Annotated in this window: 17 protein-coding genes; 8 read left to right on the top strand and 9 right to left on the bottom strand. The window is 60.2% G+C overall.

The window, feature by feature from the left end; all coding sequences use genetic code 11:
• Positions 1-73 precede the first annotated feature (73 nt).
• Positions 74-508: a PA3611 family quorum-sensing-regulated virulence factor gene (locus HX868_RS29660; RefSeq protein WP_016977934.1), complete on the bottom strand. Its 435-nt coding sequence runs from the start codon at positions 506-508 to the stop codon at positions 74-76.
• A 179-nt stretch (positions 509-687) separates the two neighbouring features.
• Here HX868_RS29660 and HX868_RS29655 point away from each other — a divergent pair, with 179 nt between their 5' ends.
• The 3 genes from HX868_RS29655 to HX868_RS29645 all read left to right on the top strand — a co-directional run bounded on the left by HX868_RS29655 (position 688) and on the right by HX868_RS29645 (position 2,634).
• Entirely contained in the window at positions 688-1,407 is a 720-nt protein-coding gene (locus HX868_RS29655) for a tRNA-uridine aminocarboxypropyltransferase (RefSeq protein ID WP_177005309.1), read from the top strand.
• A gap of 138 nt (positions 1,408-1,545) precedes the next feature.
• The gene (gene erdR, locus HX868_RS29650; RefSeq protein ID WP_095014913.1) at positions 1,546-2,196 is read left to right on the top strand and encodes a response regulator transcription factor ErdR; all 651 of its coding nucleotides are present in this window, start codon (positions 1,546-1,548) and stop codon (positions 2,194-2,196) included.
• A 75-nt stretch (positions 2,197-2,271) separates the two neighbouring features.
• The gene (locus HX868_RS29645; RefSeq protein ID WP_003172176.1) at positions 2,272-2,634 is read left to right on the top strand and encodes a diacylglycerol kinase; all 363 of its coding nucleotides are present in this window, start codon (positions 2,272-2,274) and stop codon (positions 2,632-2,634) included.
• A gap of 3 nt (positions 2,635-2,637) precedes the next feature.
• Here HX868_RS29645 and HX868_RS29640 read toward each other — a convergent pair whose 3' ends face one another.
• Positions 2,638-3,564, bottom strand: coding sequence for a LysR family transcriptional regulator (locus tag HX868_RS29640; protein ID WP_028619094.1), 927 nt, complete (start codon positions 3,562-3,564; stop codon positions 2,638-2,640).
• Positions 3,565-3,688: 124 nt separating this feature from the next.
• Here HX868_RS29640 and fpr point away from each other — a divergent pair, with 124 nt between their 5' ends.
• The gene (gene fpr / locus HX868_RS29635) at positions 3,689-4,468 is read left to right on the top strand and encodes a ferredoxin-NADP reductase (RefSeq protein WP_003189055.1); all 780 of its coding nucleotides are present in this window, start codon (positions 3,689-3,691) and stop codon (positions 4,466-4,468) included.
• 170 nt (positions 4,469-4,638) lie between these two features.
• Here the strand turns inward: fpr and tsaA are convergent, their stop codons facing one another.
• The 5 genes from tsaA to rimO all read right to left on the bottom strand — a co-directional run bounded on the left by tsaA (position 4,639) and on the right by rimO (position 8,570).
• Positions 4,639-5,334, bottom strand: a complete 696-nt coding sequence (gene tsaA, locus HX868_RS29630) for a tRNA (N6-threonylcarbamoyladenosine(37)-N6)-methyltransferase TrmO (protein ID WP_177005308.1) — start codon at positions 5,332-5,334, stop codon at positions 4,639-4,641.
• A gap of 3 nt (positions 5,335-5,337) precedes the next feature.
• Positions 5,338-5,799 (bottom strand): YehS family protein, encoded by a 462-nt coding sequence (locus tag HX868_RS29625; RefSeq protein ID WP_016977930.1) that lies wholly within the window; start codon positions 5,797-5,799, stop codon positions 5,338-5,340.
• A gap of 70 nt (positions 5,800-5,869) precedes the next feature.
• Positions 5,870-6,580: an rRNA pseudouridine synthase gene (locus HX868_RS29620; protein ID WP_016977929.1), complete on the bottom strand. Its 711-nt coding sequence runs from the start codon at positions 6,578-6,580 to the stop codon at positions 5,870-5,872.
• Between the two features lie 71 nt (positions 6,581-6,651).
• Positions 6,652-7,125: a GNAT family N-acetyltransferase gene (locus HX868_RS29615; protein ID WP_177005307.1), complete on the bottom strand. Its 474-nt coding sequence runs from the start codon at positions 7,123-7,125 to the stop codon at positions 6,652-6,654.
• Positions 7,126-7,229: 104 nt separating this feature from the next.
• On the bottom strand, positions 7,230-8,570 hold the full coding sequence (rimO, locus tag HX868_RS29610; protein ID WP_003231334.1) for a 30S ribosomal protein S12 methylthiotransferase RimO: 1,341 nt from the start codon (positions 8,568-8,570) through the stop codon (positions 7,230-7,232).
• A gap of 289 nt (positions 8,571-8,859) precedes the next feature.
• On the opposite strand from rimO, the gene HX868_RS29605 reads away from it, so the two are divergent.
• The 4 genes from HX868_RS29605 (at position 8,860) to HX868_RS29590 (ending at position 13,137) form a co-directional block, all read left to right on the top strand.
• Positions 8,860-10,761 (top strand): potassium transporter Kup, encoded by a 1,902-nt coding sequence (locus HX868_RS29605; protein WP_177005306.1) that lies wholly within the window; start codon positions 8,860-8,862, stop codon positions 10,759-10,761.
• A 239-nt stretch (positions 10,762-11,000) separates the two neighbouring features.
• Complete coding sequence (locus tag HX868_RS29600; RefSeq protein WP_016977925.1) at positions 11,001-12,107, top strand: NADH:flavin oxidoreductase/NADH oxidase; 1,107 nt, start codon at positions 11,001-11,003, stop codon at positions 12,105-12,107.
• Between the two features lie 104 nt (positions 12,108-12,211).
• On the top strand, positions 12,212-12,757 hold the full coding sequence (locus HX868_RS29595) for a GNAT family N-acetyltransferase (RefSeq protein ID WP_177005305.1): 546 nt from the start codon (positions 12,212-12,214) through the stop codon (positions 12,755-12,757).
• A 194-nt stretch (positions 12,758-12,951) separates the two neighbouring features.
• On the top strand, positions 12,952-13,137 hold the full coding sequence (locus HX868_RS29590) for a hypothetical protein (RefSeq protein WP_095014919.1): 186 nt from the start codon (positions 12,952-12,954) through the stop codon (positions 13,135-13,137).
• Between the two features lie 41 nt (positions 13,138-13,178).
• On the opposite strand, the gene HX868_RS29585 is transcribed toward HX868_RS29590, so the two are convergent.
• Entirely contained in the window at positions 13,179-14,804 is a 1,626-nt protein-coding gene (locus HX868_RS29585) for a glucan biosynthesis protein D (protein WP_177005304.1), read from the bottom strand.
• Positions 14,805-15,100: 296 nt separating this feature from the next.
• Positions 15,101-16,963 carry a flavin monoamine oxidase family protein gene (locus HX868_RS29580; protein ID WP_177005303.1) on the bottom strand — a complete coding sequence of 621 codons (1,863 nt, stop codon included), beginning with the start codon at positions 16,961-16,963 and terminating at the stop codon, positions 15,101-15,103.
• Positions 16,964-17,027: the final 64 nt, after the last annotated feature.

Raw genomic sequence — 17,027 nt, 5'->3', positions numbered from 1 at the left:
TCTAGCTGCCTTGAAGGCGTTGAAGCGGGGGGAAGTGCGCGCCACCGGACAGCAGCGCGCGGAGGTCAAGCCATTACTTTTTCTTTTTTGCCGGTGCCGGGCAATCCGCTTCCACGAACTTCACCGAGGCCACAGGACGGTTGGTCTTGTTCTCAGTAATTTCGTAACGCATCACCGCGCCCTTGGCCATCAGCTCGCGGTAGCCCTTGTTCAGGCACACGCTCTGGCCGAGCTGGAAATACACCGCCTTAGGATTGGCGCGCATCTGTTCGGCGCGGTCGGGCAAGACGCTCAGGTGATCGATCAGTTGCATGCCTTCAACGGTGTAGGCCACTTCCAGGGTCTTTTCGTCGATTTCCCGGGGCAGGTCTTTGTTGCTCTCAGCTGCGACGCTTTGCAGCTTCCGGTTCATTTGGGCCTCCAGCAGCGAGGCCGCCTGGGCGCACACGGGCAATACCAGCGCGAGGGCGACGGATGGGGCGACAAGGCGCAGCATGGAACGCAGCATGAAACTCTCCTGATTCGGTTACTGGTGCATAGACCAGCCACTGCGCTGTGCGTTCAGTGGCGCGCAATTATAGGTGAGCCCTTGCCACTACAGCCAGGCGTATCGCTGGTAAACTGCCGCCACCTCAGCCGTCCACGAGTTTTCACCGTGTCGATTTACCCGTCCCACCGGCGCATCCGATGAGCCACGCCGTTTCCCGCCTGCGCACCCAGCGCCTGGCCCGTGCCGTCCGCCCGTTCCTCAACCGTGGTTCGCGTGCCGAACGCTGCCCTGGCTGCCGGGTCATTCCTGAGTACTGCCTGTGTGCCTGGCGGCCAAAAGTCGCCGCAACTTCAGCGATGTGCCTGCTGATGCATGACGTGGAACCCATGAAACCCAGCAATACCGGGTGGCTGATCGCCGATGTGATTGATGACACCACGGCGTTCGCCTGGTCGCGCACCGAAGTCGATCCTGAACTGCTGACCTTGTTGGCCGACCCGCAGTGGCAACCCTATATCGTGTTCCCCGGCGAATTCGTCGCACCGCAGCGTGTTGTCAGCGAAGTGAAGGTGGAGGAGGGCAAGCGTCCACTGTTCATCCTGCTGGACGGCACCTGGAGTGAAGCGCGCAAGATGTTTCGCAAAAGCCCCTACCTGGAGCATTTGCCGGTACTCAGCCTGGCGCCGGAACAGCTGTCGCGCTACAAGCTGCGCCGTTCCAAGCGCGACGACCACTTCTGCACCGCCGAAGTCGCTGCTCTGTGCCTTGAGCTGGCCGATGATCTAGTGGCCAGTGAAGTCTTGGATGCCTACCTAGATGTCTTCAGCACCCACTACCTGGCCGCCAAGTTCCAGATGCCTCTGGATCCGACGGATACTGTTCACACGCGTCTTGCTCCCTATATTGCGACGGTATAACCAGACGACGTTTGCATGATGGCACCACGCACCCGCAACCCGCTAAAATGCCCACGGGCGTAGCGCTTGACCCTCCAGGCTACGCTGGGCATGCTGGGCGCCGATCAGGGCACCCCTAAAAACAGGATCATTTAATCAATGGCCACATACGAAATCCTGATAGCCGATGACCACCCGTTGTTTCGCAGTGCGTTGCACCAGGCCGTGACCTTGGGCCTTGGCCCGGATGTGCGTCTGGTCGAAGTGGCCAGCATCGCCGAGCTGGAAGCCCGCCTCACCGAAAAATCCGATTGGGACCTGGTGCTGCTCGACCTGAACATGCCCGGTGCCTACGGTTTCTCAGGTTTGGTGTTGTTGCGCGGTCAATACCCGCAGATTCCCGTGGTGATGGTCTCGGCCCAAGAAGAAGCCGACGTGGTGGTGCGCTCCAAGGAGTTCGGCGCCAGCGGTTTCATTCCCAAGTCCAGTGCGATGGAGGATATCCAGAAGGCTGTACGCACCGTGTTGGAGGGTGATGTGTCCTGGCCGCCACAAGCGTTTGAAGAAATCAACGTGTCCGACGAAGCCAAGGCCGCCCGTGATGGTCTTGCCAGCCTGACACCGCAGCAGTTCCGGGTGCTGACCATGGTCTGCGAAGGCTTGTTGAACAAGCAGATTGCCTACGAGTTGAGCGTATCGGAAGCCACCATCAAGGCCCACGTCACGGCGATCTTCCGCAAACTGGGTGTGCGTACACGCACCCAGGCGGCGCTGCTCTTGCAACAACTTGAGTCAATTTCGCAGCATTAAGCTGTCATCGATTCACGCTTTTTTGACTTGGCGTGATCTAGTTTCCCCACTTCTTTGGTTCAGTTGCCTACGTCTATGTCGCCTTTCAAGGGTCAAACCGGTATCAAACGTATCTTCAATGCGGGGGGTTATTCCCTGGATGGCCTACGTGCGGCTTTCACCGGCGAGGCGGCGTTCCGCCAGTTGGTGTTGCTTAACGTGATCCTGATCCCGTTGAGCTTTTTCCTGAATGTGAGCCGGGTCGAGCGTGCCTTGCTCATCGCCGTGTGCCTGCTGGCGTTGATTGTCGAGTTGCTCAACTCGGCAGTCGAAGCGGCAATCGACCGCATCTCCCTGGACCGCCACCCGCTGTCGAAAAACGCCAAGGACATGGGCAGCGCCGCGCAATTCGTTGCGCTGACCATGATCACCCTGGTCTGGGCCGTGATCCTGATCTAACCCTCAGGCAATGCTCGGCAGCACGATCTCGTCGCTGCGCTGAACCCCGGCGGTGAAGGCGCGGCACAGTTCCAGGAACTCGCGCATCGCCGAGGTCTGGTACTTCTGCTTATGCCAGATGAAGTAGAACTGCCGGGCCAGGTCCAGGTCCGGGGTTTCCACCGGCACCAGGCTGCCACGCCGGAATGCGTCGCGCAGGGCCAGTCGCGAAATACAGCCAATCCCCAATCCTGACTCCACTGCGCGTTTGATTGCTTCGGTGTGCTCCAACTCCAGGCGAATATTCAGCGCACTGCGGTGATGGCGCATGGCTTGGTCAAAGGTCAGGCGAGTACCTGAGCCCTGTTCCCGCAGGATCCACGCCTCTTGGGTCAACTCGTCCATGGTTGCCATGCCTCGTTTGGCCAGGTGATGCTGCGGCGCGCAAAACACCACCAGTTCATCCTCCACCCAGGTTTGCACCTCGATATCCGGGTGGCTGCAGTCGCCTTCGATTAGACCCAGGTCAATTTCGTAGTGCGCCACCTGGTGCACGATATGCGCAGTGTTCTGCACATGCAGCTTCACCTGGCTCTCGGGGTGTTGCTGCATGAAGCTGCCGATCAACAGGGTCGCCAGGTAATTACCAATGGTGAGGGTGGCGCCCACCGCCAGGGAACCGAAGCCGGACTTGCCGTTGAGCAGGTCCTCGATCTCCTTGGCCTGGTCGAGCAGCGCCACCGCCTGGGGCAGCAACTGATGACCGAGGGCGTTGAGGCTCAGGCGCTTGCCCGCGCGGTCGAATAATTGGCAGCTGGATTGGCGCTCCAGCTCAGTGATCGAGGTGCTGGCGGCGGATTGAGATAAGGCCAGAAGGCCAGCAGCGCGCGAGACGCTTTCCTGCTGGGCGACGGCGACGAAGACTTGCAGTTGACGGAGAGTAAATCGCATATCGATATAACCGATAACCCTTATCTTAATAATCCAGTTAACAGATATTGTCGCCGCCATTAGAATGCTGTGCAATTGCGCATCCCATCTTTGGCGCAGACCCATTTCCAGGAGTCCCCCGTACATGAGCAACATGAACCACGAGCGTGTCCTCAGTGTTCATCACTGGAACGACACTCTGTTCAGCTTCAAGTGCACCCGCGATCCGGGCCTGCGCTTCGAGAACGGTCAGTTCGTGATGATCGGCCTGCAACAGCCCAACGGCCGCCCGCTCATGCGCGCTTACTCCATTGCCAGCCCGAACTGGGAAGAGCATCTGGAGTTTTTCAGCATCAAGGTCCCGGATGGCCCGCTGACTTCCCAACTGCAGCACTTGAAGGAAGGCGACGAGATCATCATCAGCAAAAAACCGACAGGCACCCTGGTGCTTGATGATTTGAAGCCGGGCAAACACCTGTACCTGCTCAGCACCGGTACTGGCCTGGCGCCGTTCATGAGCGTAATCCAGGACCCGGAAACCTACGAGCGCTTTGAAAAAGTGATCCTGTGCCACGGCGTGCGTTACGTCAACGAAGTCGCCTACCGCGAATTCATCACCGAGCACCTGCCGCAGAACGAATTCTTCGGCGAGGCCCTGCGTGACAAGTTGATCTACTACCCGACTGTGACCCGCGAGCCTTTCGAAAACGAAGGCCGCCTGACCGACCTGATGCGCAGCGGCAAGCTGTTCAGCGACATCGGCCTGCCGCCGATCAACCCCGAGGATGACCGCGCCATGCTGTGCGGCAGCCCAAGCATGCTGGACGAAACCAGCGAAGTGTTGAACAGCTTCGGCCTGAAAGTTTCGCCACGCATGCGTGAGCCGGGTGATTACCTGATCGAACGCGCATTCGTCGAAAAATAAACACCGACCAACTGTAGGAGCCGGCTTGCCGGCGATGCCCTTCAAGACGCCGCGATTATCCAGAATAAACGCGTCATCGTTGACGACCATCGCCGGCAAGCCGGCTCCTACAGTAAAAGAAAAGCCCGCGTTGCCTGTGAAGGCAGCGCGGGCTTTTTCGTCTCTGCGATTTACTGGGCGGGAAGCACTTCCAACACACAAATCACCCCAGCCTCTGGATAGTGCCAACGCACATCCACATCCCAGAACTGCGCGCCATATTCACGCTCCGGGCCCGGCGTCTGATACGCCGGCCGTGGGTCCTGTGCCAGGCACTGATCAATCAGTTCCACCAACGGCTCGCCCAGGCGCTGCGCATGGCCTTGTGCCTGTTGCAGGGCGGTCTTGAGCCACTGCACCGGAATCAGCTGCGGCGCGGCGCTCGCGATGTCGTTAGTCGCCGTGTCGACCATGTCGGCATACGGCACATACGGCTTGATATCCAGCACCGGCGTGCCATCAAGCAGATCAATCCCGGAAATCCACAGCCGCCCCGGCTCCACCTTGTCCAACTTCACCACTGACTGGCCAATGCCATTCGGGCGATGAGTCGCACGGGTAGCAAACACGCCCATGGACGTATTGCCGCCCAGGCGCGGCGGTCGCACTTTCAGGCGTGGCTTGTCTTCCAGCGCCTGGTGAAACAGGAACAGCAGCCACACATGGCTGACCTGCTCCAGGCCCTCTACAGCTTCGCCACCGTCGAACGGCGCTACCAGTTCCAGCACGCCACGGGCGGCCGGTGCCAACTGCGGTTGGCGTGGGATGGCGAACTTCTCCTTGAAGCAGGAGCGCACGAAGCCGACGGGCGAGACGTTGTAACTCATGGCTTACGCACGAACTCGCAGCGTCAGGCCTTTGAGGAAATTACGCAGCAACTGGTCGCCGCACGGGCGATAGTTGGTGTGGCCGAACTTGCGGAACAGCGCGCTCAGCTCAGGCTTGGACACTGGGAACTCGGCTGCCTTGAGGATGGCGTGCATGTCATCTTCCTTCAGTTCGAAGGCCACGCGCAGCTTCTTGAGGATGATGTTGTTGGTCACCGGGGTCTCGATCGGCTGCGGCGGACGGCTTTCGTCCTTACCGCGCTTGAAGATCACCAAGCCATCGAGGAAGTGCGCCATGACGTCATCCGGGCAGAACACGAAGCCTTCTTCCTCATCTTTCTTGAGGTAGGTCAGCAGGTCGTCCTTGGTCACGTCCATGCCGCCGAGCTTGATGATCTCGACCATCTTGTTGTCGCTGATGTCGAGCATGTAGCGCACGCTGCGCAGTACGTCGTTGTGAATCATGGTGGGCAATCCTGGTATTCAACTGAGGACACCGCGCAAAAGAGGCAGTATCGGGAAAAAGGGCAGCGGCTTAGAACTTCTCTTTGCCGGACAGGTAACGCCATTGGCCAACCGGCACCTTGCCGATGGACACGCCGCCGATGCGGATGCGACGAATGGCAATGACTTTGAGGCCAACCGCTTCACAGAACAGCGCGATCACGCCTGGCTGCGGGTTTTTCATCGCAAAACGCAGGCGGTTTTCGTTCTGCCAGCTGGCTTTGACCGCCGGCAGCTCTTTGCCTTTGTAGGTCAGGCCGTGGTTCAGGCGATTGAGGCCGTGGGCAACCATGTCGCCTTCGACTTCCACCACGTATTCCTGCTCGATCTTGGCGGCATCGGCGGTCAATTTGCGCAGGATCTTCCAGTCCTGGGTAAACACCAGCAGGCCGCTGGCCTTGGCTTGCAGGTCAGCGCTGGCGGTCAGGCGCAGGAAGTGGCCCTTGAGCGGGCGTTTCCCGAAGCGGTGTTCTTCCGAGAGGGTATCGGCGCTGATCGACGCCATGGCCGTTTCGGCATCTACCCCAGCAGGGGCGTGCAGCAGGATGGTCACCGGCTCTGGAGCGGTGGCCTTGGCCTCTGGATCCAGCTCGACCTTTTGGGTGGTGACCTTGAACTGTGGTTCGTCGATCACTTCACCGTCCACCGAGACCCAGCCGCCTTCGATGAACAGCTCAGCCTCCCGACGGGAGCAACCGACCAGTTCGATAAGGCGTTTGGAGAGGCGTATGGGGTCAGTCATGACAAGGGCCGTAGCAAAAGGGGGCAGCTATTGTACCTGTGTGGGCGCGGTTAATCCCGGCCCCATTTCATTTAGCCTTGACTGGCTTGATGCTGCACCTGGCGCAAACGCATATGCAACAACGGATAGGGCTGCCCCAAGCCGTCATGCTCCGTGCGTCCGATCACTTCGAACCCCTGTTTGAAGTAAAAACCCAGGGCCTGGGGGTTTTGTTCGTTGACGTCCAGCTCATCGGCGTTCAGGTGCTCGATCGCATAGCGCAGCAGTTGCCGACCCAGGCCTTCGCCCCGGTGCTGCGGGGCGATGAACAGCATCTCCACCTTGCCCGACGCCACGCCGGCAAACCCGGTGATACGCTGGCGCGGATCTTTGGTGCAGATCAACATCACAGCGTCCAAGTAACGCGTCAGCACCAGGTTCTTCAGCAACACGATGTAACTGTCCGGTAGAAAATCATGGGTCGCACGGACCGAGTCTTCCCAGATTTGTGCCAATTGCGTGTAGTCGCTGGTTTTAGGTGTGTGGATAACCGAATGCTGACGCATGCCCGCTGCCCCTTGCCGATGATTGGCGTCGATGGGCAAAACGATAGACCTAAAAAAGCCCCGCATCTTGTCCAGAGGCGGGGCTTTTTCGGTTTATTTACGGCTTAGTCGCGCTTTTCAGCCCACAAGTCGTATTCGTCGGCATCGGTCACGGTGCACCAGACCTTGTCGCCCGGCTTCAAACCGCTGGCATCGTCGATAAACACGTTACCGTCGATCTCCGGTGCATCGAAGAAGCAACGGCCGACCGCGCCTTGCTCGTCGACTTCGTCGATCAGCACTTCGATTTCCTTGCCGATGCGCAGTTGCAGGCGTGCCGAGCTGATAGCCTGCTGGTGCGCCATGAAACGCTCCCAACGGTCTTGCTTGACGTCGTCAGGCACCACGGCCAGGTCCAGCAGGTTGGCCGGAGCGCCTTCCACCGGCGAGTACTGGAAGCAGCCGACGCGGTCCAGTTGGGCTTCGGTCAGCCAGTCCAGCAGGTACTGGAAGTCTTCTTCGGTTTCGCCGGGGAAGCCGACGATGAAGGTCGAGCGGATGATCAGTTCCGGGCAGATCTCACGCCAGTTCTTGATACGCGCCAGGGTCTTGTCTTCGAACGCCGGGCGCTTCATGGCCTTGAGCACTTTCGGGCTGGCGTGCTGGAACGGGATGTCCAGGTACGGCAGGATCTTGCCGGCGGCCATCAGCGGGATCAGCTCGTCCACGTGCGGGTACGGGTAGACGTAGTGCAGGCGTACCCATACGCCCAGGCTGCTCAAGGCTTCGCACAGTTCGGTCATGCGGGTTTTCACCGGCGCGCCGTTCCAGAAGCCGGTGCGGTACTTCACGTCGACGCCGTAGGCGCTGGTGTCTTGGGAGATCACCAGCAGCTCCTTGACGCCCGACTTGACCAGGCGCTGGGCCTCGTCGAGCACGTCACCGACCGGACGGCTGACCAACTTGCCGCGCATCGACGGGATGATGCAGAAGCTGCAGCTGTGGTTGCAGCCTTCGGAAATCTTCAAGTACGCGTAGTGGCGCGGGGTCAGCTTGATGCCTTGCGGTGGTACCAGGTCGATCAGCGGGTTGTGGTCCTGGCGCGGTGGCACCACTTCGTGCACGGCGTTGACCACCTGCTCGTACTGCTGCGGACCGGTCACCGCCAGCACGCTCGGGTGCACGTTGCGGATATTGCCTTCTTCCACGCCCATGCAGCCGGTCACGATGACCTTGCCGTTTTCCTTGATCGCTTCGCCGATCACTTCCAGGGATTCCGCCTTGGCCGAATCGATGAAGCCGCAGGTGTTGACCACCACCACGTCAGCGTCCTGGTAAGTGGACACAACGTCATAGCCTTCCATACGCAGTTGCGTGAGGATGCGCTCGGAGTCGACCAGAGCCTTCGGGCAACCCAGGGAAACAAAGCCAACCTTGGGGTTGGCTTTTGCGATGGTGGTGGACATGTCTAACCTCGGTATTGAATGACGCCGCCAGTCGGGCACGACAAGGCTGCGGACGGGCGCTTGGTGCGCCTCTGATCAAAAAGTGCGCAATTCTAGCGACGGGCAGCGCACTTGACCAGCTTTATGCAGGGAAATGCGACGAGTGCTGCGCTATGCTTCGCGCCGTTGCGCCTAGGTAAAGTCCTAAGGTCAACAAAACGTCTGTTACGAGAAGTAAAACAGCGCATGCTAGGGTCAGCTTAGACGCGTTGTTAATAAAAGACCGCAGGTCAAAGGGCAGGAGTGGTTGATGGGTCACGCGAGTAGTCAGGCAGCAGGTGCCGAGCAGTCAAACGCCAAGCCGATCGGCATGCTGGTGGCAGCGGTCGGGGTGGTTTACGGCGATATCGGGACCAGCCCGCTCTACACCCTTAAAGAGGTGTTCAACGGCGGTTATGGGGTTCAGGTCAATCATGACGGTGTGCTGGGGATCCTGGCGCTGATCTTCTGGTCGCTGATCTGGGTGGTGTCGATCAAGTACATGCTGTTCGTGCTGCGTGCCGATAACCAGGGCGAGGGCGGCATCATGGCGCTCACGGCACTGGCACGACGGGCGGCGGGGGAGCGCAAGAAGTTGCGTAGCTTCCTGGTTGTGTGTGGCCTTTGCGGCGCGGCGCTGTTCTACGGCGACAGCATGATCACCCCGGCGATTTCCGTGTTGTCTGCGGTCGAAGGCCTGGAACTGGCCTTCGACGGCCTTGAAAAATGGGTCGTGCCCATCGCCTTGGTGGTGCTGGTGGCGCTGTTCCTGATCCAGAAGCATGGGACCGACCAGATCGGCAAGCTCTTCGGGCCGGTGATGGTGACCTGGTTTCTGGTGCTGGGCGGGTTGGGCGTATATGGCATCACCCTGCACCCTGAGGTGCTGAGTGCTCTTAATCCGATCTGGGCAGTACGCTTCTTCGAAGCGCATCCGGGCATTGGCGTAGCCATCCTCGGCGCGGTGGTGTTGGCACTGACCGGCGCCGAAGCGCTGTACGCCGATATGGGTCACTTCGGCCGCAAACCCATCGCCCGCGCCTGGTTCATGCTGGTGCTGCCGGCGCTGGTGCTCAATTATTTCGGCCAGGGCGCCATGCTGCTCGGTGACCCGGAAGCCGCGCGCAACCCGTTCTACCTGCTGGCGCCGAGCTGGGCGCTGATCCCGCTGGTGGTGTTGTCTACCCTGGCCACGGTAATTGCCTCCCAGGCAGTGATTTCCGGTGCGTTCTCGTTGACACGCCAGGCGATCCAGCTGGGCTACATCCCGCGCATGCACATTCAGCACACTTCAAGCGCCGAGCAGGGCCAGATCTACATCGGCGCGGTGAACTGGTCGCTGATGGTGGGCGTAATCCTGCTGGTGTTGGGCTTTGAGTCGTCCAACGCACTGGCCTCGGCCTACGGCGTGGCGGTAACGGGCACCATGTTGATGACCACCATCCTGGTCTCGGCGGTGATGCTGCTGCTGTGGAAATGGCCGCCAATCCTGGCTGTTCCTGTCCTGGTTTGCTGCCTGTTGGTGGACGGTCTTTACTTTGCCGCCAACGTGCCGAAGATCATCCAAGGCGGCGCCTTCCCGGTACTGGCGGGGATCGTGCTGTTTGTGCTGATGACTACCTGGAAGCGCGGCAAGCAATTGCTGGTGGAACGCCTCGACGAAGGTGGCCTGCCGCTGCCGATCTTCATCAGCAGTATCCGCGTGCAGCCGCCTCATCGCGTGCAGGGCACCGCCGTGTTCCTCACCGCGCGCCCGGACGCTGTGCCTCACGCGCTGTTGCACAACCTGCTGCATAACCAGGTGTTGCATGAGCAAGTGGTGTTGCTGACGGTGGTCTACGAGGACATTCCCCGCGTACCGGCCGCACGGCGGTTCGAGGTGGATGCCTACGGCGAAGGCTTCTTCCGCGTGATCCTGCACTTCGGTTTCACCGATGAGCCGGATGTGCCGGAGGCGCTGAAGTTGTGCCATCTGGATGACCTGGACTTCAGCCCGATGCGCACCACCTACTTCCTCAGCCGCGAAACGGTCATCGCCTCGCGGATCAAGGGCATGGCCCGTTGGCGCGAAGCTTTGTTCGCCTTTATGTTGAAGAACGCCAACGGCAACCTGCGCTTCTTCAAACTCCCGGTAAACCGGGTGATCGAGCTGGGCACCCAGGTCGAAATGTAAGCTGTTGCAATACGGGGGCCGGCAATCGGTCCCCGCTTTTCCTTCTGAACCCTGTGCAATCCAGCGTTGTCGACTAGGCTGTAGGAGCGAGGGGGGCGCCTAGCCCTTGCTCGCGAAAAACGTCAACGATAACGCGTTAACCCTGGATAAACGTAGCGCCCATTAGGCCTTCGCGAGCAAGGGCTAGGCGCCCCCCTCGTTCCTACAATAATGCCTGCAAAGCTAAGAAGAGGTGCGCCATGAGTCAGCTGCTCGAACCTTATACTCTCCGTCAATTGACCCTGCTCAACCGCATCGCCGTGTCGCCCATGTGCCAATACTCAAGCGTCGATGGCCTGGCGAATGACTGGCACCTGGTACACCTCGGCAGTCGTGCCGTCGGCGGCGCCGGGTTGATCTTCACTGAAGCCACCGCCGTGACTGCCGATGGCCGCATCACCGCCCAGGACCTGGGCCTGTGGAACGACGCTCAAATCGAACCGCTGCAACGCATCACGCGTTTCATTGCGGCCCAAGGCGCGGTGGCCGGCATTCAACTGGCTCACGCCGGGCGCAAGGCCAGCACTCATCGGCCTTGGATCGGCAAGCACGGCAGCGTCAAACCGGAGGATGGCGGCTGGACGCCGGTAGGGCCATCGCCGATTGCCTTCGACCCTCAGCACACCCAGCCCAAGCCATTGGACGAAGGCCAGATCCAGCAAGTGATCGCCGATTTTGTTGCCGCCGCCAAGCGCGCGTTGACCGCAGGCTTCGAAGTGGTGGAAATCCACGCGGCCCATGGTTACCTGTTGCATCAATTTCTCTCACCGATCAGCAATCAGCGTCAGGACCAGTACGGCGGCTCGTTCGAAAACCGCATCCGTCTGGTGCTGCAAGTGACCCAGGCCGTGCGTGATGTCTGGCCCCAGGAGTTGCCGCTGTTTGTGCGGGTGTCGGCCACCGATTGGGTGGAGGATGGCTGGAACCCCGATGAAACCGTGGAACTGGCGCGTCGCTTGAAGGACCTGGGGGTGGACCTGATCGACGTCTCCTCCGGTGGCACCGCCGCCAACGCCGAGATCCCCACCGGCCCCGGTTACCAGACCCGTTTCGCCGAGCGCGTGCGCAAAGAGTCGGGCATGGCCACCGGCACCGTTGGCATGATCACCGAGCCGGCCCAGGCCGAGCACATCCTGCGCACCTGCCAGGCCGATATCATCTTTCTGGCCCGTGAGCTGTTGCGTGACCCGTACTGGCCACTGCATGCCGACGATGACCTGGGCGGACGCAAGGCTATCTGGCCGGCGCAGTACCAGCGCGCCACGCACCGGGATCAGCCGATTCATGAGTCGGACCTGCGTGACTGAACCTGCCTGATGTGCCCACCAAACCCACCCTGACCCGGTGGGTTTTTTCTTGCTCGCGTTTAGCGCAGGCCTGATCCTTGGTCGCCTAAAAGCAGGAGGCCATCATGCTGGTGGAACGCGCGTTAACTGAAAGTGACATCCCGTTGCTGGCAACCATCGACCGCACGGAGTTGATCCACCAATGCTATCGCGTGGACGGTGGTCAGTTGGTGTTGTACGCCGCTCACCACGACATGCGCGGTTGGCCCGAAGGCGAGGCGGAGCAGGACGCGGTGGCGCTGGGCGCCTGTCTCAAACGGGGCGGGTGGTTGCTGGGCGTATTCGACGGTCCAACCTTGATAGCGGCGGCGGTGGTGGACAACCGCACCATCCATAATCAGACGCTGCGAATGCGCCAACTGAAGTTCCTGCACGTCAGTCATGCGGCGCGTGGCTTGGGGCTGGGAGGGCATCTGTTCTCGCTGGCCTGTGAGCACGGCCGTCAAACCGGAGCGGATGCGTTGTATATCTCGGCCACGGAGTCGCGCAATACCGTGGACTTTTACCTACGCCAAGGCTGCCTGTTGCTGCAGCAACCTGATCCTGACCTGTTTGCACAAGAGCCCCATGACATTCATCTCTACCGACCATTAGGTGAGAAAGGACTGTAGGTCTTTGTTACCGAAGCAAATATTTAAGTGATTACTCTAAAAAAGTCCCACGCTCGGCAATAAGGTTTCTACGCTTAGGGTAAGCCTGATTTCTGGCCCAGGAAGTCAGTTGGTTTGCTCACTGGGGCATTGCGCTTCATGGGAGGCAGTTATGGGCAACGGGAGTATTTGATGGATATCAGGAGAAGCAGTCCATGGCCAGTTCCTATGGTGTAGCGGGTGTGGTGGCGTCATTTCTGGCCCGCAGGGTGTCTTTGCGTGGCCGAAGGCTGAGTTCGGATGAAGTGGAATTGCTGGCGCAGTACCGCGCCCTGACCGAGAACGATCAGGTGGCGATGCGCTATTTGATTGGGGCGATGAAAAGTGTGTCGCGGTTCTGAGCACTTGCAGGAGCTGGCTTGCCAGCTCCTGCAGCGGACGATCAGGTGTACTTACGCTGGTCCGGAGCCGGCGGGAAGTACTGGTACAACCAGGTTTCACTCAAGGTACGGTCCTGGGTGCGTATGAACAGGCGCAGTTCCACCGGCTCCACGCTGTCGCTGGTCGGGTACCAGTCAAACAGGATGCGGTAGCCCTTGATGTTATCCAGCACCAGCACGCTGAAATCCTTGACCTGGCCGTGGGAGCACGTCACTACCGGCTCGATCCCGGTGCCCGGTGGCAGGCGATCCAGGCCGCCGCCCTTGAAGTCCACGGCAAAACGGCGCGCCCACACCGGTGGGTAGTGCTCGCCCGGTGCCCAGCCTTCGGTAAAGCCACCCATGCCCGAACGGGTGGCGTCGACTTGCGCCAACGGTGTACTCACCGGTGGCAAGGCGCTCCAGTACAGCTTGTAGCCGTAGTTGAGCGAGTCGCCGGCCGCCACGGGTTTTTTCGGGGTCCAGAAGGCCACGATGTTATCCAGGGTCTCACCGGTTGTAGGAATTTCCAGCAAATCGATAGAGCCCTCGCCCCACGCAGTGGTTGGTTCCACCCACAGGCTCGGGCGCTTGCTGTACCAGTCCACGGTGTCCTGGTAGCTGGCGAACTCATGGTCGGTCTGCACCAGGCCGAAGCCTTTCGGGTCTTTGTCGGCGAACGCGTTGAATTGCAGCTTGGCCGGGTTGTTCAGCGGGCGGCAGATCCACTCGCCGTTGCCGCGCCACATGGCCAGGCGGTCCGAATCGTGGATCTGCGGGTGGATGGTGTCGCACATGCGTCGTTCGTGTGTGCCGCAACTGAACATGCTGGTCATCGGCGCGATGCCCAGTTGTTCGATGGTGGTGCGTGCGTTGATGTGTGCGTCGATTGCCATCACGACCTGGTTGGCCTGGCAGTCGATATCGAAGCGGTAGGCACCCGTGGCGCTCGGGGAGTCGAGCAGGGCGTAGACCACAAAGCGGGTGGCGTTCTTGTCTGGGGTCTCGAACCAGAACTGCGTGAAGTCGGGGAATTCCTCGCGTTTTTTCGCGTAGGTGTCGATGGCCAGTCCACGGGCCGAGAGGCCGTACTGCCCGGTATTGTCCACCGCACGGAAGTAGCTGGCGCCGAGAAACGACAGCACGTCATGGCGGTCCAGCTCCGGCGCCTTGAACAGCTTGAAGCCGGAAAAACCCAGGTCACCGGTCAGTTGCTTGGTGTCGACGGTGGTCTTTTCATAGTTGAACAAAGATGGACGGAAATGCACTTCGCGGGCTTCGCGGGTCTTGGGGTCGACACTGTGCATGCGCACCGGCGTCTTGAAGCCCATGCCGACGTGGAAGAACTGCACGTCCAGTTGGCCGTTCAATTCCTTCCACAGCGAATGGTTGCCGTCGTAGCCGATGGCGTTGAAATTCTGCGGGGTCATGGTCGCCAATGTTGGCGGCAGCACCTGTTTGGTGTCCTTGTAAGCGGTCCCGGCGAGTTGTTTGGCCTGGGCCTTGAGCGAGTCGAAATCGAACGCCACGGCCTTGCCATCAGCGGCACGGTTCCCGGCCCAGGCCTGGGCGGAAAGCAGGCCGCTGGCCGACAAACCGGTGTAAGCCGCAATGGCCATGGACGCTTTGAGCAAATTCCTGCGGTGCATAGAGACAACCTGTCGTGAGCAAATCCCGCGCCGTTCCTGGCACGTAGCGGATCAGAAATTACGGTTCGGACATGCCTTCGACCAAACGCAACGGACATTAAACAGACGCCGGATAGCTTAAGCGGTTCGATGACGTAGGAAAATTGATTGATAGCGACGTGATGGCCTAGCAAATGCGACAAGACATTTCCGACTCACAAAAATCCCCTGTAGGAGCCGGCTTGCCGGCGATGGCGTCCGAGAGAACGCTGCAAGGCTCAAGGGCCTCATCGCCGGCAAGCCGGCTCCTACAAGGGTCAGGCGATTTCGCCTACGGCGCGATATGCCTCATCAATCGCCGCATGCGCATACGCACTCCACGCCGCGTCCGAGTTGGCGATGCTCACATGCCCCACCGGCTTTTTCGCCAGGTTCATCCACGCCTCGCTCTGGTCCGCATCGTCGAACAAGCTGTTGGAGAAGCTCGCATAACCGTGTGACCAGCGGTTGACAGTGATCGCCAGAATGTCGGTCTCATGGTTGAACCCACCCGGCCCGAGCATGCGTTGCAACTGGTCACGCAACTGCGCTTCCAATTGCTCGAACGTCTGCCCATACAGCTTGCCCCGCCCGGCGCGAGCCTGGTCGCGGGCGTTCATGCCGCTGTTGGGGCTGGTGGGCACATAGACCATGTGCAAGCCAATCGGCTGCGTCGGGTCGCGCGGGTGGTCGTAACCGCCCATGCTTACCGGGTAGTCCAGCTTGATGCGGCTGTAAGGTTGGGTCGCCGCGTAGATTTCATGCACGCCCAACTTCTGGAACGACTGCCAATTGCGGATCACCACCTTGGTGTACACCAGCGGGTACTTCACGTTCTGGCTCAGGGCTTGGGCTTGCGGCGCTGGCAGATCCTTCAACAGGTACGGGATCATCATGTTGTAGCAGGCCAGGATGCAGCGTTTGCCGCGCACCTGTGCGAGTTGCCCACCACGGCTGTAGCCGATATGCACGCTGTTGCCGACGTTGCGTACGCTGACCGCCGTGCTGTTCAGGCGCAAGCGCACGGCCGCCTTGGACTGGTCGAGCTTGGCGTAGTCAAACGCCGCCAGCACGATATCGTCCATGGTGTGCCCTGGCGCCACGCCCGGGATCAGGCTGCGCACCAGCAACCGCGCGACCGAGGCATTGCCATCCGGGAAGTGGTAGATGTAGGGCTCTTCCATTTCTGCTGCCGCTTCTTCGCTGATCGGCGCCAGGTTCATCCCGGCAAAGCCCGGGAAGCCCACGCTGTAGGCGTCCGCCGAAGCCACGGCATCGATGCTCAACGCCATGAAGTCATTGGTGCGACTCTGGAAGTACTTCACCGCGCCTTCCGATAGTCCTACGTTTTTGAGCAGGAAATCGCGGTAGCTGGTAGCCGCCAGGTAGTCGGCCTTTTCTTCGGCCGTCTTGCCCTGCAAGTAATCCTTGGGCGCGGTGTGCAGTTCGATCAGAGCCTGGCGGTCGGCCGCTGGCAAGGGGAAGTCATTGATGAAGTCGCGGATGGCGCGGGCATTCAACTGGTCCGGTGCAATATCGTCGGCCACCATCGGCGTCGGGTCACCGGTCACCAGTTTGTCTTCGCCGAAGTTTTCCTTGTCGAAGAACACCCCGCGCGACAGCCCAAGGCCCGGATAAAACTGGCGGTCGAAGGCGGTTTCGAAGCGCTTGATGTTCACCCCGAGCTTTTTCAACAACCCGTTCACTTCCTTGCTGTACAGGTGGTTGGGCGACTGGAACGCCTCGCTGCCGCCGTAGCCGATGATCATGCGGCCACCGGCCTGGAATTCATTGCGCTTGGCGTGGCCGCCGAAGTCGTCGTGATTTTCCAGGATCAGGATCTTCGCCTTGGGGTGCTTCTCGCGGTAGAACCATGCCGCTGACAAACCACTCAAGCCGCCGCCCACGACCACCAGGTCGTAATCCTCAGTGATTGGCAGTGTGTCGGTGTCGAACACCTTCTTTTCCCAGCCCATCTGGTGCGCCACTTCGAACGAGCCGGCATGGCTGCCACGCAGGCCGGTGAGGGCGGGTGGGTAGTAACGGCCGTCGGGAGCGGCTTGCAGGAGTTGCAGCGGGGTCATGCCGGCGGCGATGGTGACGGCGACGCCATTGAGGAAGTCGCGGCGGGTGATGTCCATGGAAACCTACATAATTTTATTGTTATGGACGCTTTATCTGTAGGAGCGAGCTTGCTCGCGAAGA

Origin of the sequence: Pseudomonas reactans (genome assembly GCF_013385825.1) — a bacterium.
GTDB lineage: Bacteria > Pseudomonadota > Gammaproteobacteria > Pseudomonadales > Pseudomonadaceae > Aquipseudomonas > Aquipseudomonas reactans.
Note: the sequence above shows the minus strand (reverse complement) of the source record. Positions and strands in the feature narration are given on the sequence as shown.